This window comes from Streptomyces sp. NPDC002788 (assembly GCF_053592115.1).
Map to the genome: position 1 here is coordinate 18,643 of NZ_JBSFVB010000013.1, position 24,318 is coordinate 42,960.

The 24,318-nt window shown below is 71.3% G+C and carries 24 protein-coding genes and 2 pseudogenes; 9 read left to right on the forward strand and 17 right to left on the reverse strand.

The window, feature by feature from the left end:
* Nucleotides 1–90: 90 nt before the first annotated feature.
* Nucleotides 91–758: pseudogene (locus tag ACWD1U_RS23635) on the forward strand (phosphatase PAP2 family protein).
* Between the two features lie 111 nt (nt 759–869).
* On the opposite strand, the pseudogene ACWD1U_RS23640 reads toward ACWD1U_RS23635, so the two are convergent.
* Nucleotides 870–953 (reverse strand): annotated as a pseudogene (locus ACWD1U_RS23640) (DNA-binding response regulator); the annotation flags it as partial.
* A 23-nt stretch (nt 954–976) separates the two neighbouring features.
* Complete coding sequence (locus ACWD1U_RS23645) at nt 977–1,756, reverse strand: histidine kinase (RefSeq protein WP_451110260.1); 780 nt, start codon at nt 1,754–1,756, stop codon at nt 977–979.
* Between the two features lie 246 nt (nt 1,757–2,002).
* On the opposite strand from ACWD1U_RS23645, the gene ACWD1U_RS23650 reads away from it, so the two are divergent.
* The 5 genes from ACWD1U_RS23650 to cseC all read left to right on the forward strand — a co-directional run bounded on the left by ACWD1U_RS23650 (nt 2,003) and on the right by cseC (nt 6,593).
* Nucleotides 2,003–2,941, forward strand: a complete 939-nt coding sequence (locus tag ACWD1U_RS23650; protein ID WP_451110262.1) for an A/G-specific adenine glycosylase — start codon at nt 2,003–2,005, stop codon at nt 2,939–2,941.
* 282 nt (nt 2,942–3,223) lie between these two features.
* Nucleotides 3,224–3,763 carry a SigE family RNA polymerase sigma factor gene (locus tag ACWD1U_RS23655; protein WP_053673910.1) on the forward strand — a complete coding sequence of 180 codons (540 nt, stop codon included), beginning with the start codon at nt 3,224–3,226 and terminating at the stop codon, nt 3,761–3,763.
* Nucleotides 3,751–4,404, forward strand: coding sequence for a hypothetical protein (locus ACWD1U_RS23660; RefSeq protein WP_451110264.1), 654 nt, complete (start codon nt 3,751–3,753; stop codon nt 4,402–4,404). The genes ACWD1U_RS23655 and ACWD1U_RS23660 overlap by 13 nt, the downstream gene beginning before the upstream one ends.
* Before the next feature lie 128 nt (nt 4,405–4,532).
* The gene (gene cseB / locus ACWD1U_RS23665) at nt 4,533–5,234 is read left to right on the forward strand and encodes a two-component system response regulator CseB (protein WP_451110266.1); all 702 of its coding nucleotides are present in this window, start codon (nt 4,533–4,535) and stop codon (nt 5,232–5,234) included.
* Between the two features lie 9 nt (nt 5,235–5,243).
* Nucleotides 5,244–6,593 (forward strand): two-component system sensor histidine kinase CseC, encoded by a 1,350-nt coding sequence (gene cseC / locus ACWD1U_RS23670; protein ID WP_451110268.1) that lies wholly within the window; start codon nt 5,244–5,246, stop codon nt 6,591–6,593.
* A gap of 19 nt (nt 6,594–6,612) precedes the next feature.
* Here the strand turns inward: cseC and ACWD1U_RS23675 are convergent, their stop codons facing one another.
* From ACWD1U_RS23675 to ACWD1U_RS23685, 3 genes are all read right to left on the reverse strand, one after another.
* Nucleotides 6,613–7,059 carry a VOC family protein gene (locus ACWD1U_RS23675; protein WP_451110269.1) on the reverse strand — a complete coding sequence of 149 codons (447 nt, stop codon included), beginning with the start codon at nt 7,057–7,059 and terminating at the stop codon, nt 6,613–6,615.
* A 63-nt stretch (nt 7,060–7,122) separates the two neighbouring features.
* Nucleotides 7,123–7,605, reverse strand: coding sequence for a helix-turn-helix transcriptional regulator (locus ACWD1U_RS23680; protein ID WP_451110271.1), 483 nt, complete (start codon nt 7,603–7,605; stop codon nt 7,123–7,125).
* Between the two features lie 102 nt (nt 7,606–7,707).
* A complete protein-coding gene (locus ACWD1U_RS23685; protein WP_451110273.1) occupies nt 7,708–9,306 on the reverse strand; it encodes an MDR family MFS transporter in 1,599 nt (532 codons plus the stop codon).
* A gap of 124 nt (nt 9,307–9,430) precedes the next feature.
* On the opposite strand from ACWD1U_RS23685, the gene ACWD1U_RS23690 reads away from it, so the two are divergent.
* On the forward strand, nt 9,431–10,027 hold the full coding sequence (locus ACWD1U_RS23690) for a TetR/AcrR family transcriptional regulator (protein WP_451110274.1): 597 nt from the start codon (nt 9,431–9,433) through the stop codon (nt 10,025–10,027).
* A gap of 13 nt (nt 10,028–10,040) precedes the next feature.
* On the opposite strand, the gene ACWD1U_RS23695 is transcribed toward ACWD1U_RS23690, so the two are convergent.
* The gene (locus tag ACWD1U_RS23695) at nt 10,041–10,721 is read right to left on the reverse strand and encodes a M23 family metallopeptidase (RefSeq protein ID WP_451110276.1); all 681 of its coding nucleotides are present in this window, start codon (nt 10,719–10,721) and stop codon (nt 10,041–10,043) included.
* Between the two features lie 439 nt (nt 10,722–11,160).
* Here ACWD1U_RS23695 and ACWD1U_RS23700 point away from each other — a divergent pair, with 439 nt between their 5' ends.
* Entirely contained in the window at nt 11,161–11,799 is a 639-nt protein-coding gene (locus ACWD1U_RS23700; RefSeq protein WP_451110277.1) for an HAD family acid phosphatase, read from the forward strand.
* Nucleotides 11,800–12,138: 339 nt separating this feature from the next.
* Here ACWD1U_RS23700 and ACWD1U_RS23705 read toward each other — a convergent pair whose 3' ends face one another.
* The gene (locus tag ACWD1U_RS23705) at nt 12,139–14,664 is read right to left on the reverse strand and encodes an ATP-dependent Clp protease ATP-binding subunit (RefSeq protein ID WP_451110278.1); all 2,526 of its coding nucleotides are present in this window, start codon (nt 14,662–14,664) and stop codon (nt 12,139–12,141) included.
* Between the two features lie 430 nt (nt 14,665–15,094).
* Between ACWD1U_RS23705 and ACWD1U_RS23710 the strand changes: the two genes are divergently transcribed.
* Nucleotides 15,095–15,931: an SCO3374 family protein gene (locus ACWD1U_RS23710; RefSeq protein ID WP_451110279.1), complete on the forward strand. Its 837-nt coding sequence runs from the start codon at nt 15,095–15,097 to the stop codon at nt 15,929–15,931.
* A 9-nt stretch (nt 15,932–15,940) separates the two neighbouring features.
* On the opposite strand, the gene ACWD1U_RS23715 is transcribed toward ACWD1U_RS23710, so the two are convergent.
* From ACWD1U_RS23715 to ACWD1U_RS23760, 10 genes are all read right to left on the reverse strand, one after another.
* The gene (locus ACWD1U_RS23715; RefSeq protein WP_451110280.1) at nt 15,941–16,276 is read right to left on the reverse strand and encodes a histone-like nucleoid-structuring protein Lsr2; all 336 of its coding nucleotides are present in this window, start codon (nt 16,274–16,276) and stop codon (nt 15,941–15,943) included.
* A gap of 273 nt (nt 16,277–16,549) precedes the next feature.
* Complete coding sequence (locus ACWD1U_RS23720; RefSeq protein ID WP_451110281.1) at nt 16,550–17,083, reverse strand: amino-acid N-acetyltransferase; 534 nt, start codon at nt 17,081–17,083, stop codon at nt 16,550–16,552.
* A 9-nt stretch (nt 17,084–17,092) separates the two neighbouring features.
* Nucleotides 17,093–17,548 (reverse strand): BlaI/MecI/CopY family transcriptional regulator, encoded by a 456-nt coding sequence (locus ACWD1U_RS23725; protein WP_451110630.1) that lies wholly within the window; start codon nt 17,546–17,548, stop codon nt 17,093–17,095.
* Between the two features lie 203 nt (nt 17,549–17,751).
* Nucleotides 17,752–17,940: a hypothetical protein gene (locus tag ACWD1U_RS23730; RefSeq protein ID WP_451110283.1), complete on the reverse strand. Its 189-nt coding sequence runs from the start codon at nt 17,938–17,940 to the stop codon at nt 17,752–17,754.
* Nucleotides 17,941–17,958: 18 nt separating this feature from the next.
* The gene (locus tag ACWD1U_RS23735) at nt 17,959–18,615 is read right to left on the reverse strand and encodes a hypothetical protein (protein WP_451110285.1); all 657 of its coding nucleotides are present in this window, start codon (nt 18,613–18,615) and stop codon (nt 17,959–17,961) included.
* Nucleotides 18,616–18,862: 247 nt separating this feature from the next.
* A complete protein-coding gene (locus ACWD1U_RS23740) occupies nt 18,863–19,660 on the reverse strand; it encodes a type III pantothenate kinase (RefSeq protein WP_451110287.1) in 798 nt (265 codons plus the stop codon).
* Between the two features lie 16 nt (nt 19,661–19,676).
* Nucleotides 19,677–20,651 (reverse strand): carboxylating nicotinate-nucleotide diphosphorylase, encoded by a 975-nt coding sequence (nadC, locus tag ACWD1U_RS23745; RefSeq protein ID WP_451110289.1) that lies wholly within the window; start codon nt 20,649–20,651, stop codon nt 19,677–19,679.
* Nucleotides 20,652–20,656: 5 nt separating this feature from the next.
* Nucleotides 20,657–22,366, reverse strand: coding sequence for an L-aspartate oxidase (locus ACWD1U_RS23750; RefSeq protein ID WP_451110290.1), 1,710 nt, complete (start codon nt 22,364–22,366; stop codon nt 20,657–20,659).
* On the reverse strand, nt 22,363–23,364 hold the full coding sequence (gene panC, locus ACWD1U_RS23755) for a pantoate--beta-alanine ligase (RefSeq protein ID WP_451110292.1): 1,002 nt from the start codon (nt 23,362–23,364) through the stop codon (nt 22,363–22,365). Before panC ends, ACWD1U_RS23750 begins: the two co-directional genes overlap by 4 nt.
* Nucleotides 23,361–24,290, reverse strand: a complete 930-nt coding sequence (locus tag ACWD1U_RS23760) for a Rossmann-like and DUF2520 domain-containing protein (protein WP_451110293.1) — start codon at nt 24,288–24,290, stop codon at nt 23,361–23,363. Before ACWD1U_RS23760 ends, panC begins: the two co-directional genes overlap by 4 nt.
* Nucleotides 24,291–24,318 lie beyond the last annotated feature (28 nt).

The following is a 24,318-nucleotide window of genomic DNA, read 5'->3' on the forward strand; positions in this document are numbered from 1 at the left end:
ATCCCGGCTCCACCCCTGTCTTTCGTCAGGTACGAGACGCGACGATCGCTGGGTGTGACGGTATGGGACCGTCGCCTACCGTGCGTGACCATGACCTTGGAGGACAGCGGGCTCTACCGCGACATCACCGACTTCGCCCACGCCACCCCGCCGTGGGTTCAGCAGGGGGCCGGCATATGGACGGAGGCCGGACTGCTCGTCCTCGTCGCGCTGTTCGCCGCCGCCTGGTGGCGCGCCCGCCGCGACAGCCCCGGGCGTTCGCGATCGCGGCCCTTACACCTATGGCCACGGCCGTGACCTGCATGTGCAGCGAAGTACTCAAGTCCGCTGTCGCGGAGGAGCGTCCGTGCCGTACGGTCGCCGGGGCTGCCGTGTCCCTGGCCGAGTGCCCGCCGCACGGCGACTGGTCCTTCCCGTCCAACCACGCCGCGATCGCGGGCGGCTCGGCGGTCGCCCTGGCCCTGGTCCGGCGCACGCTGCTGTGGCTGACGGCCCCCCTCGCCCTGCTCATGGCCTTCTCCCGGGTCTTCGTCGGCGTGCACTGTCCGCACGCCGTCGTCGCGGGGTTGGCGCTGGGCACGCTCGTCGCGCTGCTCGCCGTACGGCTGGGCACGGACCCGATGACGCGGCTGGCCGGGACGATGCGGACCTCGCCGGCACCGGCCGTGCGGTGGGTGGCCGGGCCGGGATGTGCGGCGGTCACACCGTCGCACGAGATGCACGGGGGTGACCGGGCGGATCGGCACGCGCGCCGCTGAGTCGGCGCGCGCGGTGTCCCGACGCGCCAGGACACCTGGTGCGCCGCCGAGCCGGGGCGCACGCGCCTCGCCGGACGGCACGCGCTCCCCACCGCCGAGCCGCCCCGGCCGCTACGGCTCCACCAGCCCCGCCTCGTATGCCACGATCGCCGCCTGCACCCGGTTGCGTACGCCCAGGCGGTCCAGGACCGCACTCGGTATGTGCCGTGCCGCGTCGGTCAGCGCCTCCCGGACCACGCGGTGCAGCAGCCGTTCGGCGATCCCGCCGGGCTCGCCGGCAGGGTCCTGCCGCCCGGCGGGCTCCAGCGCACGGGCAGGCCCGACTCCGCGGCGCGGGCGACGAGTTGCTCCAGCGTCTCGTCGGCCGGGGCGAGCGGGACCGGCTCGTCGTCGTCCTCGCGCAGCACGCCGATGATGCGGTGCAGCCGGTCCGTGGCGTCGGCGGCGGCAGCGCGCAGGTCGGCCACCGCGGCCCGGTGCCCGTCTGCGAGGCCGGGGGCGACCTGGAGGACGCCCGCGCGCAGGGCGATGAGGCTCAGCTCGTGGCCGAGGGAGTCGTGCATGTCCTGGGCGATCCGGGCCCGTTCGCGCAGCCGGGCGCGTTCCTCGGTGAGGCGCTGCTCGTCCTCCGGCCGGGCGGCCCGCAGCCAGCCCGCCTCGGCCGGCTCGCGGCTCTGCCGCCAGTAGCGCCCGCCGAGCCAGGGGAAGACACAGCCGAAAAGCAGCGTGCCCGTCATGACGAACCACTCGGAGGCCGGATCGACCCCGGCCGACGCGATCCGGACGGTGCCCGCGCAGCCGACGGCCGCGAAGCACAGCATCGCGGGGCGCGCTCGGTCCGCCCGCAGCCCGAGCAGCAGCGCGGACACGCCGAGGGCGGGGCCGTAGGAGACGCTGAACAGGGCCGGTGCGAGGGCGAGACCCAGGGCGGCCGCCAGGCCGAAGGCGAGGAGGGGCAGCCGCCGGGACACGGCGGCCGCGACGGCCGGCACCACCACGCCGACCGCCTGCTGCCAGGCCGACGCGGCTCGTTCAGCCCGACCCGGTCCGCCGTGAGCGCGGGAACGGCGAGGGCCGCCCAGAGCAGGGCGCCCCGGGCGAGTGAGGCCGGGCGGGGACGTTCCATGCGCGTGACGCTACAAGCGCCGGGCAGGCGGCACTGTTGCCGATCGTCAGGTACCTGTCTCCCCCGGGGGTGGCGGTGTGCCCGAAACGACGGCTCTGCGTGGCACCATCGAGAGGCCATGACTGCTCCCACGAAGCCCCCGCACTCCGTCTCCTCCCCCACCGACACCTCCGGCCCGCCCAGCGGAGAGAACCTGCACTCCCCCGTCATCGACTGGTTCGACGAGAACGCCCGCGATCTGCCGTGGCGGCGCCCCGAGGCCGGGGCATGGGGGGTGATGGTCAGTGAGTTCATGCTCCAGCAGACGCCGGTGAACCGCGTGCTGCCCGTCTACGAGCAGTGGCTGGACCGCTGGCCGCGCCCCGCCGACCTGGCCAAGGAGGCACCCGGTGAGGCCGTCCGCGCCTGGGGCCGGCTCGGCTACCCGCGCCGCGCGCTGCGGCTGCACGGCGCCGCGGTCGCCATAACGGAACGGCACGGCGGAGACGTACCGGCCGACCACGCGCAGCTGCTGGCCCTGCCCGGCATCGGCGAGTACACGGCCGCCGCCGTCGCCTCCTTCGCGTACGGGCAGCGCCACCCGGTGCTGGACACCAATGTGCGCCGGGTCTTCGCCCGCGCGGTCGCCGGCGTGCAGTACCCGCCGAACGCCACCACCGCCGCCGAACGCAAGCTGGCCCGCGCGCTGCTGCCCGAGGACGAGCCGACCGCCGCCCGCTGGGCCGCCGCCTCCATGGAGCTGGGCGCGCTGGTGTGCACGGCGAAGAGCGAGTCGTGCCACCGCTGCCCGATCGCCGCGCAGTGCGCCTGGCGACTGGCCGGCAAGCCGGAGCACGACGGGCCGCCGCGCCGGGGCCAGACGTACGCGGGCACCGACCGGCAGGTGCGCGGGCGGCTGCTCGCCGTGCTGCGCGAGGCCCACGCTCCGGTTCCGCAGGCGGCCCTGGACCGGGTGTGGCACGAGCCGGTGCAGCGGGCCCGCGCTCTGGACGGTCTCGTCGCCGACGGTCTGGTGGAGCCGATGGCGGGCGGGCTGTACCGGCTGCCGCTGACCTGACGTACAGGCAGATCACAGGGGTGGGCCTTCCGTCACAGTGACCCGAGTGGGCAAATCGCCCTAAAACCTCCCCAACACCCCTGGTGCTCCACCCCGTTCCGGCTTCCGTTACACAACCGACGGACAGCCGAGTGCTAGCCGCAGGCTGCTTCGGACAGTGCCGTGACAACGCCTCCGTACCTTCAGATGCGTTCCCGGAAGACACGGGGACGGCTGAGGATCACAGGAAGTACACGGGCGGCGGGAAGCCGGCCGGAACGGGGAAACGGGAGGCGGTTCACCATGGCGCAGGGCGAGGTGCTCGAGTTCGAGGAGTACGTCCGCACCCGGCAGGACGCGCTGTTGCGCAGTGCCCGCCGCCTGGTCCCTGACCCCACGGACGCGCAGGACCTGCTGCAGACGGCGCTCGTGCGGACGTACGGCCGCTGGGAGACGATCGAGGACAAGCGGCTGGCGGACGCCTACCTGCGCCGGGTGATGATCAACACGCGGACGGAGTGGTGGCGGGCGCGGAAGCTGGAGGAGGTCCCGACCGAGCAGCTTCCGGACGCCTCGGTCGACGACGCCACCGAGCAGCACGCGGACCGCGCCCTGCTGATGGACGTCCTGAAGGTGCTCGCCCCGAAGCAGCGCAGTGTCGTGGTGCTGCGACACTGGGAGCAGATGTCCACGGAGGAGACGGCCGCCGCCCTCGGCATGTCGGCCGGAACGGTCAAGAGCACGCTGCACCGGGCGCTCGCCCGGCTCCGTGAGGAGCTGGAGTCCCGCGATCTGGACGCACGCGCGCTGGAGCGTGAGGAGCGGGAGCGGTGCGCGGCCTGACCGGTGAGGGTTCTGCACGGGCCCGGGGCGGTATCCAGGCGGTGAGCGCGGCCCTGGCCGTGCCCACCGCCCTCGCCCTTTTGATGTCCGGATGCGGTGCCGACGGCACCGGCGCCCGCGACGAGGGCCCCGCGAGCGCCGACTCCGTGGCGGGCGCCGCCGCCACTCCGTCCGCTGCGCCGTCCAAGACGCCCGACAGCGTGAACGCGGTCAAGCTCGTCAAGAACGACCCGCAGGTCGCGCCCGAGGTGAAGCGGGAACTGAAGCCGTGCGTCGCCGACGAGTACCCCGTCGACGTCTCCTACGGCAAGCTGACCGGCGGGTCGGCCGACGACGTCGTCGTCAACGTGCTGACCTGCGGTGACGCCGTGGGTGTGGGCAGTTACGTGTATCGCGAGCAGGGCGGCTCGTACAAGAATGTGTTCAAGGCCGAGGAGCCTCCGGTGTACGCGGAGATCGACCGCGGCGACCTGGTGGTGACCAAGCAGGTGTACGAGAAGGGCGACCCGGTGTCGAGCCCGTCCGGGGAGAACGTGATCACGTACCGGTGGGCCTCGGGCCGGTTCACCGAGGAGTACCGCACGCACAATGACTACGGAAAGGTCGTCGGCGACAGCGCGACGCCGTCACCGGCGAGCTGACGCGAGGCGCGGGGCCGCGTGAACCGATCGAGCCGCTCGGTCCGATCCACCGGTGAACGCGGCGCACGGATCGTGCGTCCCAGCAGACGGAACGCACCCACGGACCACGAAGGACTGAGAGCACCGGGATGGCAGATCAGACCCACGTCCTGTTCGTCGAGGACGACGACGTCATCCGCGAGGCCACGCAGCTCTCCCTGGAACGGGACGGCTTCGTGGTCACCGCCATGCCCGACGGACTGTCGGGCCTGGAGGCGTTCCGGGCGGACCGCCCCGACATCGCGCTGCTCGACGTCATGGTCCCCGGCCTCGACGGGGTCAGCCTGTGCCGCCGTATCCGGGACGAGTCGACCGTGCCGGTCATCATGCTGTCGGCGCGTGCCGACTCCATCGACGTCGTCCTGGGCCTGGAGGCGGGCGCCGACGACTATGTGACCAAGCCGTTCGACGGAGCCGTGCTGGTCGCCCGGATCCGCGCGGTGCTGCGCCGCTTCGGGCACGCGGGCAGCGGCCGGGGCGAGGAGCCGGCCGGCCCGGCGGGCGGCGGGGTGCTGACCTTCGGTGACCTGGAGATCGACACCGAGGGCATGGAGGTCCGCCGGGCCGGGCAGCCGGTGGCGCTGACGCCGACGGAGATGCGGCTGCTGCTGGAGTTCTCCTCCGCGCCGGGCACGGTGCTCTCCCGCGACAAGCTGCTGGAGCGGGTGTGGGACTACGGCTGGGGCGGGGACACCCGCGTGGTCGACGTGCACGTGCAGCGGTTGCGGCAGAAGATCGGCCAGGACCGGATCGAGACGGTCCGCGGCTTCGGCTACAAGTTGAAGGCCTGAGCAGGGGTTATGAGGGGGCACTTCCGGCGCCTGGTCGCCACGGGCCTGGACCGGGCGGGCATCCGTACGGGTCTCAGGTGGAAGCTGAGCGCGGCCATCGCGCTGGTCGGGGCGCTGGTGGCGATCGCGCTGAGCCTGGTGGTGCACAACGCCGCCCGGGTGTCGATGCTGGACAACGCGCGTGACCTCGCCGACGAGCGCATCATGATCGCCCAGCGGAACTTCGAGCTGTCGGGTCGGGTGAACTTCCCCAACACCAAGATCAACGACCCGGATCTGCCGCAGGCGCTGCGGGACCGGGTCGCGGCGGGCCAACGGGCGACCTACGTGGCCGACCGGCCGGGTGGCGTGCCCGACATATGGGCCGCCGTGCCGCTGAAGAACGGGCAGGTGATGTCCCAGCACTCGGGCTTCACCGACCGCAGCTCGGACATCCTGCAGGACCTCGACCAGGCCCTGCTCATCGGGTCCATCGCGGTCGTCCTCGGCGGCAGCGCGCTCGGCGTGCTCATCGGCGGGCACCTCTCGCGGCGGCTGCGCAAGGCGGCCATCGCGGCGGGCCAGCTCGCGGGCGGCGAGACGGACGTGCGCGTTCGGGACGCCATGGGCGGGGTCGTCCGGGACGAGACCGACGACCTGGCGAGCGCGGTGGACGCCATGGCGGACGCGCTGCGGCAGCGCATCGAGGCCGAGCGGCGGGTCACCGCCGACATCGCGCACGAGCTGCGCACACCGGTGACGGGGCTGCTGACCGCCGCCGAACTCCTGCCGCCCGGCCGCCCGACCGAGCTGGTGCTGGACCGGGCCAAGGCCATGCGCACGCTCGTGGAGGACGTGCTGGAGGTGGCCCGGCTGGACGGGGCCTCGGAGCGGGCGGAGCTGCAGGACATCATGCTGGGCGAGTTCGTCGCCCGGCGGGTCGCGGCCAAGGACCCGGACGTCGAGGTGCGGATCGTGCACGAGTCGGAGGTCACGACCGATCCGCGGCGGCTGGAGCGGGTGTTGTTCAACCTGCTGGCCAACGCGGCCCGGCACGGCAAGCCGCCCATCGAGGTCACCGTCGAGGGCCGGGTCATCCGGGTCCGCGACCACGGACCGGGCTTCCCCGAGGACCTGCTCGCCGAGGGGCCGAGCCGCTTCCGCACCGGCAGCAAGGACCGGTCCGGCCAGGGGCACGGCCTGGGCCTGACCATCGCGGCCGGGCAGGCCCGGGTGCTGGGCGCCCGGCTCACCTTCCGCAACGTCCGCACGCCGGGGTCGCCGGAGGGTGTGACGGCCGAGGGCGCGGTGGCGGTGCTGTGGCTGCCGGAGCACGCGCCGACCAACACGGGAAGCTATCCGGTGCTGACGGGGTCGTAGGCCTCGCGGGCCTCCCGGATCAACAGGACCAGTCCTGCTCCATGTCGAGTCCGCCCTCGCGGGGCTGGGTGAAGGAGAACCAGTTGCCGGAGTCGTCGCGGAACAGCGCTTCCGTGCCGTACGGGCGCTCCTGCGGCTCCTGGAGGAACTCCACGCCCCGGTCCTTGAGCTTCTTGTAGTCGCCGTGAATGTCGTCGGTCGTCAGCACGCCCGCACCGAGCGCCCCCTTCGTCACCAGCTTCTTGAGCATCTCGGCGGACTCGGGGTCCATCGCGGGCCCTCCCGGCACCATCAGGGTGAGCTCGACGTCGGGCTGGTTCGGCGAGCCGACCGTGAGCCACCGCATGCCGCCCTCGCCCATGGTGATGTCCGTACGGACCTCCAGGCCCAGTTTCTCCGTGTAGAACTCCCTGGCCCGGTCCTGGTCGAGGACCCAGACGGTCGAGATGGCGAGACCCTTGATCATGACGCGCTCCTGCTGCTCGGCGGCTGTTCGGTGCTTGCCCTGCCACGGTAGGCAGCGGGGGCGTCAGCCCGCTTCTTCGGAGTTGCGCTCCCTGCGTGGTCCGGCTTCCGGCGGCCGGCCGACGCCGGGTGCGGGCCGCTTGCCGGGGTCGGGCGCCGTGCGGAAGCCGCCCGCCCAGAGCATGGCGTAGCAGCCGGGTATGAGGGCGGCTCCGCGGCCCACGTGCTTCGTCCGGTACTCGCTCGGGGTCAGTCCGGTCCACGCCTTGAAGCGCGCCGAGAACGTGCCGACGCTGCTGAAGCCGACCAGGTGGCAGATCTCCGTCACGGACAGGTTCGCCGTGCGCAGCAGGTCCTCGGCTCGCTCTATACGGCGGTGGGTGAGGTACTGGCCGGGGGTCTCGCCGTACGCCTCCTTGAAGGCGCGGATGAAGTGGTACCGCGAGTACCCGGCGTGCGCCGCCACGGTGTCCAGGTCGAGCTCCGGATCGGCCCAGTCCCGGTCCATGGCGTCCTTGGCGAGCCGCACCTGCCGCGTCTTGTCCATGCGACCGATGGTGGCACGGGGTCTGACAGCGGCCCGGGCCCGTACGCGGGCATGGCGCAGGCCCCGGGTGGACACCGCCCGGGGCCTGCCGTCAGGGGCCGGTCAGAGCGCCTCGGCCATCGGCGCCCGTGCCGCCGGGCCGTCCACCTTGCCGTCCTCCGAAGCCTTCGGCCCCGCTCCCCTCAGCGGCACCTCCTTCACGAACACCGCCGCCGCCAGCGCGAGGACCGCGACCACGGACCCGAGCAGGAACGCCGAGTGCGTGCCGGCGGACACCGCGTGCTGGTAGGCGTCCCGTGCCGCCTCCGGCAGCCTCGCCAGGCTCGCCCGGTCGAGCTGCGCGGACTGCTCGGTCACCTTGGACCCCAGTGCCCCGGCCCGCTCGGCCATGACCTCCTGGACGCGGTTGTTGAACAGCGCGCCCATGATCGCGACGCCGAAGGAGGAGCCGAGCGTGCGGAAGAGCGTCGTGGACGAGGACGCGACGCCCATGTCCTTCATCTCCACGCTGTTCTGCGCGACCAGCATGGTGATCTGCATCAGGCAGCCCATGCCGAACCCGACCACGGCCATGAAGACACCGGAGGTGAACCGCGAGGTCTCCGTGTCCATCGTGGACAGCAGGTACAGGCCGACGATCATCAGCGCGCTGCCGAGGACGGGGAAGACCTTGTACCTGCCGGTGCTGGTGGTGACCCGCCCGGCGACCATCGAGGTGACCAGCATCGCGCCGAGCATCGGCAGGAGCAGCAGCCCGGAGTTGGTCGCGGAGGCTCCCTGCACCGCCTGCTGGTAGAACGGCAGGAACAACGTGGCGCCGAACATCACGAAGCCGGTGATGAAGCCGATGACGGACATCAGCGTGAAGTTGCGGTTGCGGAAGATGTGCAGCGGCAGCACCGGCTCCGCGGCCTTGGTCTGCCAGAACACGAATCCGACGAGCGCGGCGACCCCGATGCCGATCAGCTCCATGATCCGGGCGGAGTCCCAGGCGTACTCGGTGCCGCCCCATGTGGTGACGAGCACGATCGCGGTGATGCCGATGGTCAGCAGCCCGGCGCCCAGGTAGTCGATGCGCGCCTGCGCCCGCTTCTTCGGCAGGTGCAGCACGGCGCTGACGGCGACCAGCGCGACCACACCGAGCGGCAGGTTGATGTAGAACGCCCAGCGCCAGCCCCAGTTGTCGGTGATGGTGCCGCCGACCAGCGGGCCGCCGATCATCGCCAGCGCCATGACGCCGGCCATCATGCCCTGGTACTTGCCGCGCTCCCGGGGCGGGATCAGGTCACCGATGATCGCCATCACGCCGACCATCAGACCGCCGGCGCCGAGGCCCTGCACGGCCCGGAAGCCGATGAGCTCGCCCATGTTCTGGGCCATGCCGCTGAGCGCGGAGCCGATCAGGAAGATGACGATGGACGACAAGAACGTGCCCTTGCGGCCGTACATGTCGCCGAGCTTGCCCCACAGCGGGGTGGAGGCCGCTGTCGCGAGCGTGTAGGCGGTGACCACCCAGGAGAGGTGCTCGAGCCCGCCCAGCTCACCGACGATCGTCGGCATCGCGGTGCCGATGATCATGTTGTCGAGCATCGCGAGCATCATCGCGATCATGAGCGCGAGCAGCACGACCCGTACGCTCTTCGGCTGTTCGGCCCCGGCGTCGGCGCCGACCGCCGCAGATCCGTCCGTTGTGTCCGTCATCGCTTCCCACTCCCCCTGCTACCGCTACTTACTTGCCGACCGGCTAGTGACTACACTCGGAAACTAGCCGCGGAACTAGCCGGGCGTCAAGTAAGTTTTATGGAAAGCGGGGCGACGTAGGAGGATGGGCGGCACCATGGACGGCACCAAGCATCGGCGCCGCGGGGACACCCGCCGGCGCATCCAGGACGTGGCCCTCGACCTCTTCGCGGAGCAGGGCTACGAGAAGACGTCCCTGCGCGAGATCGCCGAGTGCCTGGACGTCACCAAGGCGGCGCTCTACTACCACTTCAAGACGAAGGAAGAGATCCTCGTCAGCATCTTCGAGGACCTCACCCAGCCGATCGAGGACCTGATCGACTGGGGCCGGCAGCAGCCGCACACCCTGGACACCAAGCAGGAGATCGTCCGCCGCTACGCCGACACCCTCGCCCAGGCGGCCCCGCTGTTCCGCTTCATGCACGAGAACCAGGCGACGGTACGCGAGCTGCGCATCGGCGACTCCTTCAAGGAACGCATCCGCAGCCTGCGCGACATCATCATCGACCCGGACGCGGACATGGTCGACCAGGTCCGCTGCCTCAGCGCGCTCTTCACGCTGCACGCCGGGATGTTCCTGATGCAGGACATGGAAGGCGACCCCGAGGAGAAGAACCGAGCCGTCCTCGAGGTCGCCACGGACCTGGTGACCCAGGCCCACCGGGGAGCCGGGGGCTCCTAGGGCCGGGATCGGGTCAGACCTTCACGCCCTTGGCGCGCAGGAACTTCACCGGGTCGACCGCCGAGCCGTAGTTCGGGGTCGTACGGATCTCGAAGTGCAGGTGCGGACCGCTCGAGTTGCCGGTGTTGCCGGACCGGGCGATCTCCTGGCCGGTCTTGACGATCTGGCCGATCCTCACCTTGACCTGCGACAGGTGGGCGTACTGCGAGTACGTGCCGCTGCCGTGCTTGATCACGACGGCGTTGCCGTAGGCGGGGCCGTCGCCGGCGCCGTTGCCACCGGCCTTGACCACGGTGCCGCCGTGCGTGGCGACGACCTGGGTGCCGGTCGGTACGGCGAAGTCCTGGCCGCTGTGGGTGGACTGCCACATGCCGCCGCTCTGGGCGAAGCTCGCGGACAGCTTGTACTTCTTCACCGGGTCGACCCAGGACGGCGTGGCCTTCTTGGCGGCCTTCTTCGCGGCCGCCTTCTTGGCGGCGGCGGCCTTGGCGGCCTTCTCGGCCTTCGCGGCCTCGGCCTGGGCGGCGGCCTGCGCCTGGACGGCACCGGCGGCACCGGACGCGGCCGTGGTGTCGGCGGCGGACGCGACCCCGGCTCCCAGTGCGACCGAGACACCGAGGCCGGCGGCCAGCACGGTCGCACGGGTGCGGAGCTGGGACGTACGGAAAGAGCGGGACGTGACGCGCTGGGACATCGAAACCTCGTATGGAAGGGGACGGAGAAAACCACCCGGCGCACAGTCGCTCACCGAATGGCCATCCCTTGGTAACCCGAAGTCCGACAAACTCCCAAAAGCGTGATCTACGGCCTGAGTTAGTACTTTGGTTCAGTGTTCTACGTCTCTTGACACAGCACCCATTCAGGGCCAATCAGGGCATTAGCTCGTACTTCACCCCAGACGGCAGGGCAGGGAACTCTTTCTCACCAGCCCGTTAGCCACTATTCCGGGTAGTAAGGGACATATCGCCTGTGCGGCATGTCACCGGAGGCCCTCTTCAGCCATTCCGGAAATGTGGCGTACGCCTCTAGGCGCCTACCGCCCGGTAACCCTACGGTTCCCCTCGCGCCACCCTCGCGAACGAACATGCACACGCCATGTTGGCAGCGTCACGGACGTGAGAGGACCCCACGACATGCAGATCCGACGCCCCTGGTTGCGCCGTGCGTCAGCGGCCGCCGTCTCGGCGGCCGCCCTCGTGGCGATGGCCGCACCGGCCGACGCCACGACCGCCACCCGGGCCTCCACGGCCGCCGCCCCGAGCGCCGCCGCCGCCGCAGACGTCGACCACGGGACCTGGCAGAAGGACTGCCAGGCCGTGATGGACCAGGCCCTGCCCTACCTGAAGCAGCGGATCGCGGCGGCCGAGCCTGGCGAGAAGCAGGCGATCGTCTTCGACATCGACAACACCACGCTCGAGACCGACTTCGGCTTCAGCTACCCGCAGCCGGCCAACAAGCCGGTCCTGGACGTCGCCGGATACGCGCAGGAGCGCGGGGTCGCCCTGTTCTTCGTGACCGCCCGCCCGGACATCGTCCACGCCTTCACCGAGTACAACCTGAAGCAGGTCGGCTACCAGGTCTCCGGGCTGCACGTTCGCAACTTCATCGACCTCTTCAGGAACGTCGCGGAGTACAAGACGGCCCAGCGCGTCGCCATCGAACGGAAGGGCTACACGATCATCGCGAACATCGGCAACAGCGCCACCGACCTCTCCGGCGGCCACGCCGAGAAGACGTTCAAGCTGCCGGACTACGACGGGCAGCTGTCGTGACGTGCTTCCTGGCCTGAAGTCCAAGATCGCCGTTTCGATGCCGGTCAACAGCCTCAAGGGCGTCTCCGCCCGCCGGATACGGCTGGGGGCACCTCCCGGCTGAAGGCCGGGGGAGCGTCCACCGGCCAGACCGACCGTGCCATCACACACAGGCACCTGTGGTCGCCGCCGTGTTCCCTCGCGTCGTGCGGCGCGGCGCCGTCGGCGACCGTCCGCCAGTACACCGAGCAGCGAGAACGCCCGCTTCAAGGCGCACGTCGGAGCAGCCTTGCAGGAGCCCGGCACGCGGAAGGGGCCGGTGCCTTTCGGCACCGGCCCCTTCTCATTCGGCTGTGACGCTTACGCGTCCTTGCTCAGGTTGGGACCCGAGCCGCCGGCCGCCTGCTCGATCGGCGGGACGTCGGGCAGGGCCGCCTTCTCCTCACCCCGGAAGGTGAAGGTCTTGGTCTCGCCCTCGCCCTCGGTGTCCACCACCACGATGTGACCGGGACGCAGCTCGCCGAAGAGGATCTTCTCCGACAGCGAGTCCTCGATCTCGCGCTGGATGGTGCGACGCAGCGGACGCGCACCCAGCACCGGGTCGTAGCCCTTCTTGGCCAGCAGCTCCTTGGCGGACTGGGAGAGCTCGATGCCCATGTCCCGGTCCTTCAGGCGCTCGTCGACCTTGCCGATCATCAGGTCGACGATCCGCAGGATGTCGCCCTGGGTCAGCTGCGGGAAGACGACCACGTCGTCGACGCGGTTGAGGAACTCGGGCCGGAAGTGCTGCTTGAGCTCGTCCGAGACCTTGTTCTTCATGCGCTCGTAGTTGGTCTTCGTGTCACCGGAGGCCGCGAAGCCCAGGTTGAAGCCCTTGGAGATGTCCCGGGTGCCGAGGTTGGTCGTCATGATGATGACCGTGTTCTTGAAGTCCACGACCCGGCCCTGGGAGTCGGTCAGGCGACCGTCCTCCAGGATCTGCAGCAGCGAGTTGAAGATGTCCGGGTGGGCCTTCTCGACCTCGTCGAAGAGGACGACGGAGAACGGCTTGCGGCGGACCTTCTCGGTCAGCTGGCCGCCCTCCTCGTAGCCCACGTAGCCGGGGGGCGAACCGAAGAGACGCGAGACCGTGTGCTTCTCGCTGAACTCCGACATGTCGAGGGAGATCAGCGCGTCCTCGTCGCCGAAGAGGAACTCGGCGAGCGCCTTGGACAGCTCGGTCTTACCCACACCGGACGGGCCGGCGAAGATGAACGAGCCACCCGGACGCTTCGGGTCCTTGAGTCCCGCACGCGTACGGCGGATCGCCTTCGACAGCGCCTTGACGGCGTCGTTCTGGCCGATGACCCGCTTGTGGAGCTCCTCCTCCATGCGCAGCAGGCGGGAGGACTCCTCCTCGGTGAGCTTGAAGACCGGGATGCCGGTGGCGGTCGCGAGGACCTCGGCGATCAGGTCGCCGTCGACCTCGGCGACGACGTCCATGTCGCCGGCCTTCCACTCCTTCTCCCGCTTGGCCTTGGCGGCCAGGAGCTGCTTCTCCTTGTCGCGGAGGGAGGCGGCCTTCTCGAAGTCCTGCGAGTCGATCGCGGACTCCTTGTCGCGGCGGACGCCGGCGATCTTCTCGTCGAACTCGCGCAGGTCCGGCGGCGCGGTCATCCGGCGGATGCGCATCCGGGAACCGGCCTCGTCGATCAGGTCGATCGCCTTGTCCGGAAGGAAGCGGTCCGAGATGTACCGGTCGGCCAGGGTGGCGGCCTGGACCAGCGCCTCGTCCGTGATGGAGACGCGGTGGTGTGCCTCGTACCGGTCACGCAGGCCCTTGAGGATCTCGATCGTGTGCGGCAGGGACGGCTCCGCGACCTGGATGGGCTGGAAGCGGCGCTCGAGGGCCGCGTCCTTCTCCAGGTGCTTGCGGTACTCGTCCAGGGTGGTCGCACCGATGGTCTGCAGCTCACCGCGGGCGAGCATCGGCTTCAGGATGGAGGCCGCGTCGATGGCGCCCTCGGCGGCACCCGCACCGACCAGCGTGTGCAGCTCGTCGATGAACAGGATGATGTCGCCGCGGGTGCGGATCTCCTTGAGAACCTTCTTCAGGCGCTCCTCGAAGTCACCGCGGTAGCGGGAGCCGGCGACCAGCGCGCCGAGGTCCAGGGTGTAGAGGTGCTTGTCCTTGAGGGTCTCGGGCACCTCGCCCTTGACGATGGCCTGAGCGAGACCCTCGACGACGGCGGTCTTGCCGACGCCGGGCTCACCGATCAGGACGGGGTTGTTCTTCGTACGGCGGGACAGCACCTGCATGACCCGCTCGATCTCCTTCTCGCGCCCGATGACCGGGTCGAGCTTGGACTCACGAGCGGCCTGGGTGAGGTTCCGGCCGAACTGGTCGAGGACCAGGGACGTGGAGGGCGTGCCCTCGGCAGGACCGCCGGCGGTGGCGGTCTCCTTGCCCTGGTAACCGGAGAGCAGCTGGATCACCTGCTGCCGCACGCGGTTCAGATCTGCGCCCAGCTTGACGAGAACCTGGGCGGCGACGCCCTCGCCCTCGCGGATCAGGCCGAGCAGGATGTGCTCCGTGCCGATGTAGTTGTGGCCCAGCTGAAGGGCCTCGCGGAGCGACAGCTCCAGGACCTTCTTGGCACGGGGGGTGAAGGGGATGTGGCCGGACGGGGCCTGCTGGCCCTGGCCGATGATCTCCTCCACCTGCTGGCGGACCGCCTCGAGCGAAATCCCGAGGCTCTCAAGGGCCTTGGCGGCGACACCTTCACCCTCGTGGATCAGGCCCAGGAGGATGTGCTCAGTGCCGATGTAGTTGTGGTTGAGCATCCGGGCTTCTTCCTGAGCCAGGACGACAACCCGCCGCGCGCGGTCGGTGAACCTCTCGAACATCGTTAATCGCTCCTCAGAGCGGTCAGGCAGTGGGGGGAACTTCCCCTCCCTGTCCTTCCGCAGCTTAGTCCCGCAAGCGGGGACCGCTCATTCCAACTGCCGACACCGTCCTTGGCCTCCTGACCCCGAACGCCGACATCTGCTCCAACCCGATGGTGCGAGACGATGTTCCCGCAGGCCAGGCAGATACCCCACTCGCCAGTACGCCGATGGCGAACGTGAGACGTCCTTTCCTGCGTGTCGCCCCCTCCCACTAGGGATGTCTTACCCGTAGGGACCGGAAGTCCATGCCGAGCGCCCCCGTTCCCTCCGCTACGGGCGAACAACCTTGCGCCTCCCCGGGCCCCCTGCGCGCCCCCGTTTGGCCACTCGGTGCACTCACTGCACCACTTGCCGTAACCGGCAGGCCCTTCCGACTGTTGCACTTGGCATGTTCGGCGCCCCCCACGCGGTGACCGCGTCCACGCTCCGTCTCGTCCCGCTCCCCCGCCGGCCGCTCGATCCTTCCGGCTCCGACGAGACGGGCCCCGAAGCGAGCGGTCAGGTCCGGCGGTGGTACGCGAACGAACTGGGCTGGCCGACGGCGTCCGGCGATCCTCTGCGGCTGGTGGTGGGAGCGCGCTTCGACGTCCTGGACGTACCGGCCGAGGCGGGCCGCGGGGCCCTGCGGCATCTGGTGCCGGGATCACCCGTGGCGGTGCACGGCGGCCGGATGCGGCTCCTGGTGGCACCGGGCAGCGCGGAGGAGTTGCCGGGGCTGCTGGAGTGGCTGGACTGGGGGTCGCTGCCGCTGGACCTGGTGGCGATCGGTGCGGGCGGCCTCATGGACGCGCCGTTGCCCCCCGGGTTCTGCGAGGAGAGGGGCGCGCCCCGGGCGCGCGAGACGGGCGGGCCGCTGCCCGGCGAGTCGGATGCCGCGATGCCCCGCGGGACGGGCGTTCCGTCGCCCCGCGAGACGGATGTCCCCTTGCCCCCCGGCACGGACACACCGCTCAGGCACGCGCTGCCGCCCTCCGGTCCCGGTTCCCGCGCCGGTCGGCCGCTTCCCCTGGGACCAGTCGGTTCCCAGGGGGCCGCCGTATGGCTGCGGCCCCCCGAGCCGGGATGCGAGGTCGAGGCCTCGCTGCCGACGCTGTCGGCCTTGGGGGGCGGTGGAGACGCCCCCGATCTCGTACGGCTGGTGGACACGGTGGCCACGCGATGCCACCGGATCCGGCTGCGGCGCGCATGCGCCCAGCCGCCGGCCTTGCGTGCGCAGGGTCGGTAGTGCCGCTGTTCAGCCGTTGGCCTTCTCGTAGGCCTCGCGGATGGTCGCGGGGACACGGCCGCGGTCGTTGACCTCGTAGCCGTTCTCCTTGGCCCAGGCGCGGATGGCCGCGGTGTCCTGGCTGCCGCCCGAAGTCGCGCGCGCCTTTCCGCGTCCGCCCGAAGCGCGGCCTCCGGTACGACGACCGCCCTTCACGTAAGGCTCGAGAAGGCCACGGAGCTTGTCCGCATTGGCGGTGGTGAGATCGATCTCGTACGTCTTGCCGTCCAGCGCGAACGTCACGGTCTCGTCCGCCTCGCCACCGTCGAGGTCGTCGACAAGAAGGACCTGAACCTTCTGTGCCACCGGATTTCCTTTCATCGATATCTTCAGGGCCGGGGGGTGCAGGCTTCCGCCGTATCGCCGTCCCCTGTTATATGCAGTACTGCAGTACGTCGGAAAGCAAACCGCTTTTGCCGGAAAAACACAAACCCTCGGCAGAGACCGGCAGGCCCGCCTCCGTCCGGAAACGTGCGCGTTTCGGACATAGGGCACCGGGGAAGGGGGTGGCGCCGCAGAATATGCCTTGCCGAACCGGGGCGGGCCGTCTTGTGGCCGGTCTGTTGTCCGCCCCGGCGATCACAGATGCAGAAGCATCCGGCTGTTGCCCAAGGTGTTCGGTTTCACTCGTTCGAGACCGAGGAACTCCGCGACACCCTCGTCATAGGAACGCAGCAGCTCCGCGTAGACATCCGTGTCGACGGGTGTCTCACCGATCTCGACGAAGCCGTGCTTGGCGAAGAAGTCGACTTCGAAGGTCAGACAGAAAACGCGGCGAACGCCGAGCCAGCGAGCGGTCTGCAGCAACTTCTCCAGCACTCGGTGTCCGACGCCCGCGCCCTTCAGGCCCGGCTTCACCGCGAGAGTGCGGACTTCCGCGAGGTCTTCCCACATCACGTGCAGCGCGCCGCAGCCGACGACCTCGGCGTTGTCGTCCCGTTCCGCGACCCAGAACTCCTGGATGTCCTCGTAAAGCGTCACCGTTGCTTTGTCGAGCAGGATGCCGCCGCGGACGTAGGCGTCGAGGAGTCGGCGTACCGCGGGGACATCGCTGGTGCGGGCCCGTCGGACGGTGATGGCTTTTGCGGTGACTTCGGGGCTCTTCGCGGACATGACGGGACGCTATCGCCCGCCGGGATCCGAAGCCGAGGCGGGGTTCTCCGGCGGGCCTTCCGGGTCTTCCACTGGTCGCGGAGGTTCCGCGGGTTCCGTCGGTCCGGTGGATTCCGACGGTTCGGTCGGTTCCTGGGTTTCCGGTCCCTGGACGATGCGTACGGCATCGGTGAGAGCCTGGCGCTGTTCCTCGCTCATCATGCCGAAGAAGGCGACGAGAGCTGCGGCGGGGTTGTCGCTCTGCGACCAGGCGTCGTTCATCAGGGCGGCGGCGTAGGCAGCACGGGTGGAGACGGCCTCATATCGATAGGCACGGCCTTCCGCCTCGCGGCGCACCCAGCCCTTCTGATGAAGATTGTCCAAAACGGTCATCACCGTGGTGTAGGCGATGGACCGCTCCTTCTGAAGATCTTCCAGGACTTCTCGAACGGTCACCGGGCGGTTCCACTTCCACACCCGCGACATGACCGCGTCTTCGAGTTCTCCCAATGGGCGAGGCACAGCTCAGAACAATAGTGGGAGATCTCGGTAATGGCGTGACGGACGTGCGCTTCACCGGCGAACGGGAGCAAAAAGGGCGTACCACTCGAATGCGCGGGCCACGCGGGGCGGGCGCCGGACGGTGCGGGTACGGGCTCGCGGAGTCGTACGCCGTCGGAGGGGCGAGGTCAGGCCTCGGCCCTGGGGGGCGTCGCGGCGGACTGACGGGCGCCCTCCACGCGCGCGAGGGCCGCGTCCACGGCCGCGTCCTCCTTGGCCTTGTTGGCGCCGCCCTGGGTCTTCACGATCACCCGGATCACGCCGATGAAGAAGACGGCCATGACGACCGGGGGCAGGAGCGCGGAGACGTAGTCCATGGCCCCAGGGTAGCCACGTCAGCCCGCGGCGAGCTGCTGGGGGCTCGACGGGGGTGGCGGAGTCGGCTTGCGGCGCGGGAAGACCTCGCCCGGGGTGGGGATCGGGCGGGAGGGCTTCGGGGTGCCCGGGGCGGGGGCCGGGTCCGGGGCCGGGGAGGGCTTGGGGGCGGGCTTGGGCTGCTCCGGCTTCCGCGCGGGCTTCTTCTCGGGCTGCTTGTCGGCACCGCCGGGGAGGGCCAGGAGGCGGGTGCGGGTGCGCGCACGGGAAGCGGGGACGGTGTCGGCGGGGGCCGGCCCTGTGGTGACGAGGGTGACCGTGCAGCGGTCCAGGAGGGCCGCGGCGGTGGGGTTGCCGCGCAGGGCGCGGAGGGCGGCGAGGTCGTCGGGGTGGGGGCGGTAGCCGGCGGCCAGGGCCTCGTCCAGGAGGGTGAGGTAGCCGGCGGCGGTGCCCGGGAGGGCGGCGCGGTACAGGCCCAGGTCGGCCACGAGGAAGGCACGCAGCCTGGCTCCCTCCCGCATCGCCTCGTCGAGCGACTCTGCGAGGCGGAGGCAGTCCTGGACGTCGTCGGACGAGGCAGGGGTGGGGTGGAGGGCGAGGGCGAGAGCGCGGCGGAGCACACGCAGCTCCTCCACGCCGAACGCCATGCCGCCGCGGGATCCGTATGGCGTGGGCATGCGGCGACGATACTCGCTAATCAGACAAATTCCGACATAGGGGGCAGGTGTGGCGTGGGGGACCACTCGGGTGGGGGTGGGCCGGGGCCGGGTGTGCCGACACGTCCCCTTCCGCGAGCCGGCGGGTCCAGGCGCCTTGCGGCACCCCCGGCTGCGGGCAGTCGTGCCTCCGGGGCGGCAAGGGTGGGCGCAGCGGCACCCCGCTCCGCCGAGTCGCGTGACGCCCCCCGCACCGCCGCGCGCCGGATCACATACGCGACACGTTCCGCTCGTAGACCAGCCGCAGGCCGATCAGCGTGAGCCACGGCTCGTGCTCGTCGATGACCGATGACTCGCCCAGGACCATGGGTGCCAGGCCGCCCGTCGCGATGACCGTGACGTCGTCCGGGTCCTCCGACAGCTCGCGGGCCACGCGGTTGACGACCCCGTCGACCTGGCCGGCGAAGCCGTAGATGATGCCCGACTGCATCGCCTCGACCGTGTTCTTGCCGATGACGCTGCGCGGCCGGGCCACCTCGATCTTGCGGAGCTGGGCGCCGCGGACGCCGAGGGCCTCCACGGAGATCTCGATGCCGGGGGCGATGACGCCGCCGACGTACTCGCCGCGCGCGCTGACCGCGTCGAACGTCGTCGCCGTGCCGAAGTCGACGACGATCGCGGGACCGCCGTAGAGCTCGACCGCCGCGACCGCGTTGATGATGCGGTCCGCGCCGACCTCCTTGGGGTTGTCCATCAGGATCGGGACGCCCGTCTTGACGCCCGGTTCGACGAGGACCGCCGGGACGTCACCGTAGTAGCGGCGCGTCACCTCGCGGAGCTCGTGCAGGACCGACGGGACGGTCGCGCAGATGGCGATGCCGTCGATGCCGTCGCCCAGTTCGTCGCCCAGGAGCGGGTGCATCCCCATCAGGCCCTGGAGGAGGACCGCCAGTTCGTCGGCGGTGCGGCGGGCGTCCGTGGAGATGCGCCAGTGTTCGACGATCTCGTCGCCGTCGAACAGGCCGAGGACGGTGTGGGTGTTTCCTACGTCGATCGTCAGCAGCATGGCCGTACCCGCTCCCTTACTCCGCCGGCCGCAGGTCCAGGCCGATGTCCAGGATCGGCGAGGAGTGGGTGAGGGATCCGACGGCGAGGTAGTCGACGCCGGTGTCCGCGTACGCCTTGGCGTTGTCGAGTGTGAGGCGGCCCGAGGCCTCCAGGGCGGCGCGGCCCTGGACGATGGCGACGGCCTGCGCGCACTCGCCCGGCGTGAAGTTGTCCAGGAGGATCAGATCGGCACCGGCGTCCAGGACCTCGCGGAGCTGGTCCAGGGTGTCGACCTCGACCTCGACCGGGACGTCGGGGAAGCGTTCGCGGACCGCCTGGAAGGCCTCGGCGACGCCGCCGGCGGCGACCACGTGGTTGTCCTTGACCAGGGCCGCGTCCGAGAGGGACATGCGGTGGTTGGCGCCGCCGCCGCAGCGGACCGCGTACTTCTCGAGCGAGCGCAGGCCGGGTGTCGTCTTGCGGGTGTCGCGGACCCTGGCGCTGGTGCCCTCCAGGACGTCCGCCCACGCGCGCGTGGCCGTCGCGATGCCCGACAGGCGGCACAGGATGTTCAGGGCGCTGCGCTCTGCCGTGAGGAGGTCGCGGGTGCGGGTGGTGACCGACAGGAGCTTCTGGCCCGCTTCGACGCGGTCGCCGTCCTCGGCGTGGCGCTCGATCTCCAGTTCCTCTTCGCAGACGACCGAGATGACCGCCTCGGCGATGCGGAGGCCGGCCACGACGCCCGTCTCGCGCGCGGTGAAGTCGGCGGTGGCCACCGCGTCCTCGGGGATCGTCGCGACCGTCGTCACGTCCACGCCGTGGGCCAGGTCCTCCTGGATGGCCACGTTGGCGATGTCCTCGACCTCGACGGGGTCGAGGCCGGCGTCGGCCAGGAGCTGGGCGAGTGCGGGGTCCAGGCCGCACTCCAGGTATGCCTCGTCGTCCGCGCCGCAGGCGCAGCCGTCTCCGCAGCCTCCGGTGGAGGCGAGGGGAAGGTCGGGGGTGCTCACGTCGGTCACTGCTCCTGGGGGGCCTGGGGCGGGAGGGTTGTGGGGAAGTGTGTGGTGTCCGTGGTGTGCACGGCCAGCGTGCGGTCCGGGTTCAGCCGTACGACGATGTGGCGGCGCCAGGTGGTGTCGTCGCGCTCCGGGCGGTCCTCGCGCCAGTGGCAGCCCCGGGTCTCCTCGCGCAGCCGGGCGGCGGCGACCAGGACCCGGGCCACGCACAGGAGGTTGGTGGCCTCCCACGTGTCGACGCCGGGCTCGGCCGTCTTGCCGTGCTCGGCGAGGGCCTCCCGGGCGTCCGTGTGGAGCCGCTCCAGCTGGTCGGCGGCCCGGGTGAGGGACTTTGCCGAGCGCAGGACGCCTGCCCCGCCGGTCATGATCCGCTGGATCGTGAAGCGGGCCTCGGGGGCCTGCAGGGGGTGCTCGGGGATCTCCGGGTACGGGAGGGGCTGCGGCACACGCGCGTGCAGGCCGGCCGCCGCGATGTCGGCCGCGATGCGCTCGGCGTAGACGAGGCCCTCCAGGAGGGAATTGGAGGCCAGCCGGTTGGCGCCGTGCACGCCGGTGCAGGCGACCTCACCGCACGCGTACAGGCCCGGGACGGTCGTACGGCCGTGGGAGTCGGTGCGGACGCCGCCGGAGGCGTAGTGGGCGGCCGGGGCGACGGGAATGGGCTCGGTGACCGGGTCGATGCCGTGGGCACGGCAGGCGGCGAGGATCGTCGGGAAGCGGTGCTCCCACATGTCGGCGCCGAAGTGGCGGGCGTCGAGGAACATGTGCTCGGCGTCCTTCTCCTGCATGCGGCGCGTGATGCCCTTGGCGACGATGTCCCGGGGGGCGAGTTCGGCGAGTTCGTGCTGTCCGGTCATGAAGCGCACGCCGTCGGCGTCGACCAGGTGGGCGCCCTCGCCGCGCACGGCCTCGGAGACCAGGGGCTGCTGGCCCTCGGCGTCGGGGCCGAGGAAGAGGACGGTCGGGTGGAACTGGACGAACTCCAGGTCGCTGACCTCGGCGCCCGCGCGGAGCGCCAGGGCCACGCCGTCACCCGTGGAGACCGACGGGTTGGTGGTCGCGGAGAACACCTGGCCCATGCCGCCGGTGGCGAGGACCACCGCGGGGGCGTGGACAGCGCCCACGCCGTCGTGCTGGCCCTCGCCCATGACGTGCAGGGTGACGCCGGCGGTGCGGCCCTCGGCGTCCGTGAGAAGGTCCAGGACGAGCGCGTTCTCGACGGTGCGCGTGCCCCGCGCCCGTACCGCCTCGACCAGGGCGCGGGAGATCTCGGCGCCGGTGGCGTCGCCGCCGGCGTGGGCGATGCGGCGGCGGTGGTGGCCGCCTTCGCGGGTCAGTTCCAGTCCGCCCTCGGAGGACTCGTCGAACTGGGCGCCGGTCTCGATGAGGCGGCGTACGGCGTCGGGCCCCTCGGTGACGAGGATGCGGACCGCTTCCTCGTCGCACAGGCCGGCGCCCGCGACCAGGGTGTCGTCGAGGTGCTGCTCGGGGGTGTCGCCCTCGCCGAGGGCAGCGGCGATGCCGCCCTGGGCCCAGCGGGTGGAGCCGTCGTCGAGACGGGCCTTGGTGACGACCACGGTGCTCAGGCCCGCCGCCTCGCAGCGCAGGGCGGCGGTCAGGCCGGCGACGCCGGAGCCGACGACGACCACGTCCGCGGCGATGGACCAGCCCGGGGCGGGGGCGTGCAGTCGTATGCCTGTGGTGGTCACGAGGCGGCTCCGAAGGTTCCGAAGGTGAGCGGGATGTTGTCGATCAGCCGGGTCGTCCCGACCCGGGCGGCGACGGCGAGCACCGCCTCACCGGTGAAGTCGTCGGCGATCTCGGTGAAGTCCGACGGGTCGACCAGGGCGAGGTAGTCCAGCGCGAGCGGCGGATCGAGGCGGGCGGCCTCGTCGAGGACCTGGCGGGCGGCCGCGCGGACGGCCGCCGGGCCGCCCGGGACCGCCGTCGCGACGGCGTGCGCGTCGGCCGCCGCGCGGGACTCCCCGATGGCGCTGAGCGCCTCGGCACGCGCGCGTGTGGCGGGCACCTCGCGGGCCCGGGCGCGCAGCGCCTCCTGCGCGGCGTGCCGGTCCTGGCCCGCGAACAGGGCCCTGGACAGCGCCCGGGCGGTGCGCCGCTCGGCGGGCGAGAGGTAGCGGTTGCGGCTGGACAGGGCCAGGCCGTCCTCCTCGCGGACCGTGGGGACGCCGACGATCTCCACGCCGAAGTTCAGGTCCCGCACCATGCGGCGGATCAGGGCGAGCTGCTGGGCGTCCTTCTGGCCGTACAGCGCGACGTCCGGGCGGGTCAGGTGCAGCAGTTTGGCGACGACGGTGAGCATGCCGTCGAAGTGGCCGGGGCGGGAGGAGCCCTCCAGTCGCTCGCCCATCGGACCCGCGGTGATGCGGACCTGGGGCTCGCCGCCCGGGTAGACCTCGTCGACGGCGGGGGCGAACACGACGTCGGCGCCGGACTGTTCGGCGAGCTTGAGGTCGGCGTCCAGGGTGCGCGGGTAGCGGTCGAGGTCCTCGCCCTCGCCGAACTGCAGCGGGTTGACGAAGACGGTGACGACGACCTCGCCGTCGGGGCCGGCGATGCGGCGCGCGGTGCGGATGAGCGTGGCGTGGCCCTCGTGCAGGGCGCCCATGGTCATCACCACGGCACGACGGCCCCCACGCGCGCGTGCGTGCAGTTCGCCGGCGGTGCGCAGCAGGGTGGTGGTCATCGGGCGTCCCCTTCGGTGCCGTCGGTCCCGTGGGCGAGTACCCCGAGGAGGTCCTCGGCGAGTTCCGGCTTCAGCAGGCCGTGGGCCAGGGCCCGGTCGGCGGTGGCGCGGGCCATCGCCAGGTAGCCGGCGACGGTCTGCGGGGCGTGCCGGCGCAGCTCGGTGACGTGCGCGGCGACCGTGCCCGCGTCCCCACGCGCGACGGGGCCGGTGAGAGCGGCGTCACCGGAGCGCAGGGCGTTGTCCAGGGCCGCGCCGAGCAGCGGGCCGAGCATCCGGTCGGGGGCCGCGACGCCGGCCGCGCCCAGCAGCTCCATGGACTGGGCGACCAGGGTGACCAGGTGGTTGGCGCCCAGGGCGAGGGCCGCGTGGTAGAGCGGCCGGTTCTCCTCGGCGATCCACTCCGGCTCGCCGCCCATCTCGATGACCAGGGCTTCGGCGGCGAGCCGCAGCTCCTCGGGCGCGGTGACGCCGAAGGAGCAGCCGGCCAGGCGCTGGACGTCCACGGGGGTGCCGGTGAAGGTCATCGCCGGGTGCAGGGCCAGCGGCAGGGCGCCCGCGCGCAGGGCGGGGTCGAGCACCCGCGCGCCGTACCGCCCGGAGGTGTGGACGAGGAGCTGGCCCGGACGGACGGACCCGGTGTCGGCGAGGCCGGTGACCAGGTCGGGCAGGGCGTCGTCGGGAACCGTCAGCAGCACCAGGTCGGCCCGCTTCAGGACCTCGGCGGGCGGCATCACCGGCACGTCGGGAAGCAGTTCGGCGGCGCGGCGCCGGGAGGCGTCGGAGACCGCGGAGACGGCGACCGGGCGGTGCCCTGCGAGTTCGAGGGACGCCGCGAGTGCGGGTCCCACCCGGCCGGCGCCGATGACGCCGACGGTGAGCCGCGCGGGGCGGTCCTTGGGGTCTGGCTGTGGGGTTGTGTTCACTCGACGGCGGCCTTCCCGTTCCAGTCCG

Bases quoted from the DNA above. Each gene is read 5' to 3' on its own strand.
- ACWD1U_RS23650 (WP_451110262.1), top strand. From the start codon at position 2,003: ATGACTGCTCCCACGAAGCCCCCGCACTCCGTCTCCTCCCCCACCGAC.
- ACWD1U_RS23655 (WP_053673910.1), top strand. From the start codon at position 3,224: ATGGCGCAGGGCGAGGTGCTCGAGTTCGAGGAGTACGTCCGCACCCGG.
- cseB (WP_451110266.1), top strand. From the start codon at position 4,533: ATGGCAGATCAGACCCACGTCCTGTTCGTCGAGGACGACGACGTCATC.
- cseC (WP_451110268.1), top strand. From the start codon at position 5,244: ATGAGGGGGCACTTCCGGCGCCTGGTCGCCACGGGCCTGGACCGGGCG.
- ACWD1U_RS23675 (WP_451110269.1), bottom strand. From the start codon at position 7,059: ATGATCAAGGGTCTCGCCATCTCGACCGTCTGGGTCCTCGACCAGGAC.
- ACWD1U_RS23680 (WP_451110271.1), bottom strand. From the start codon at position 7,605: ATGGACAAGACGCGGCAGGTGCGGCTCGCCAAGGACGCCATGGACCGG.
- ACWD1U_RS23685 (WP_451110273.1), bottom strand. From the start codon at position 9,306: ATGACGGACACAACGGACGGATCTGCGGCGGTCGGCGCCGACGCCGGG.
- ACWD1U_RS23690 (WP_451110274.1), top strand. From the start codon at position 9,431: ATGGGCGGCACCATGGACGGCACCAAGCATCGGCGCCGCGGGGACACC.
- ACWD1U_RS23695 (WP_451110276.1), bottom strand. From the start codon at position 10,721: ATGTCCCAGCGCGTCACGTCCCGCTCTTTCCGTACGTCCCAGCTCCGC.
- ACWD1U_RS23700 (WP_451110277.1), top strand. From the start codon at position 11,161: ATGCAGATCCGACGCCCCTGGTTGCGCCGTGCGTCAGCGGCCGCCGTC.
- ACWD1U_RS23705 (WP_451110278.1), bottom strand. From the start codon at position 14,664: ATGTTCGAGAGGTTCACCGACCGCGCGCGGCGGGTTGTCGTCCTGGCT.
- ACWD1U_RS23710 (WP_451110279.1), top strand. From the start codon at position 15,095: ATGTTCGGCGCCCCCCACGCGGTGACCGCGTCCACGCTCCGTCTCGTC.
- ACWD1U_RS23720 (WP_451110281.1), bottom strand. From the start codon at position 17,083: ATGTCCGCGAAGAGCCCCGAAGTCACCGCAAAAGCCATCACCGTCCGA.
- ACWD1U_RS23725 (WP_451110630.1), bottom strand. From the start codon at position 17,548: ATGTCGCGGGTGTGGAAGTGGAACCGCCCGGTGACCGTTCGAGAAGTC.
- ACWD1U_RS23730 (WP_451110283.1), bottom strand. From the start codon at position 17,940: ATGGACTACGTCTCCGCGCTCCTGCCCCCGGTCGTCATGGCCGTCTTC.
- ACWD1U_RS23735 (WP_451110285.1), bottom strand. From the start codon at position 18,615: ATGCCCACGCCATACGGATCCCGCGGCGGCATGGCGTTCGGCGTGGAG.
- ACWD1U_RS23740 (WP_451110287.1), bottom strand. From the start codon at position 19,660: ATGCTGCTGACGATCGACGTAGGAAACACCCACACCGTCCTCGGCCTG.
- panC (WP_451110292.1), bottom strand. From the start codon at position 23,364: ATGACCACCACCCTGCTGCGCACCGCCGGCGAACTGCACGCACGCGCG.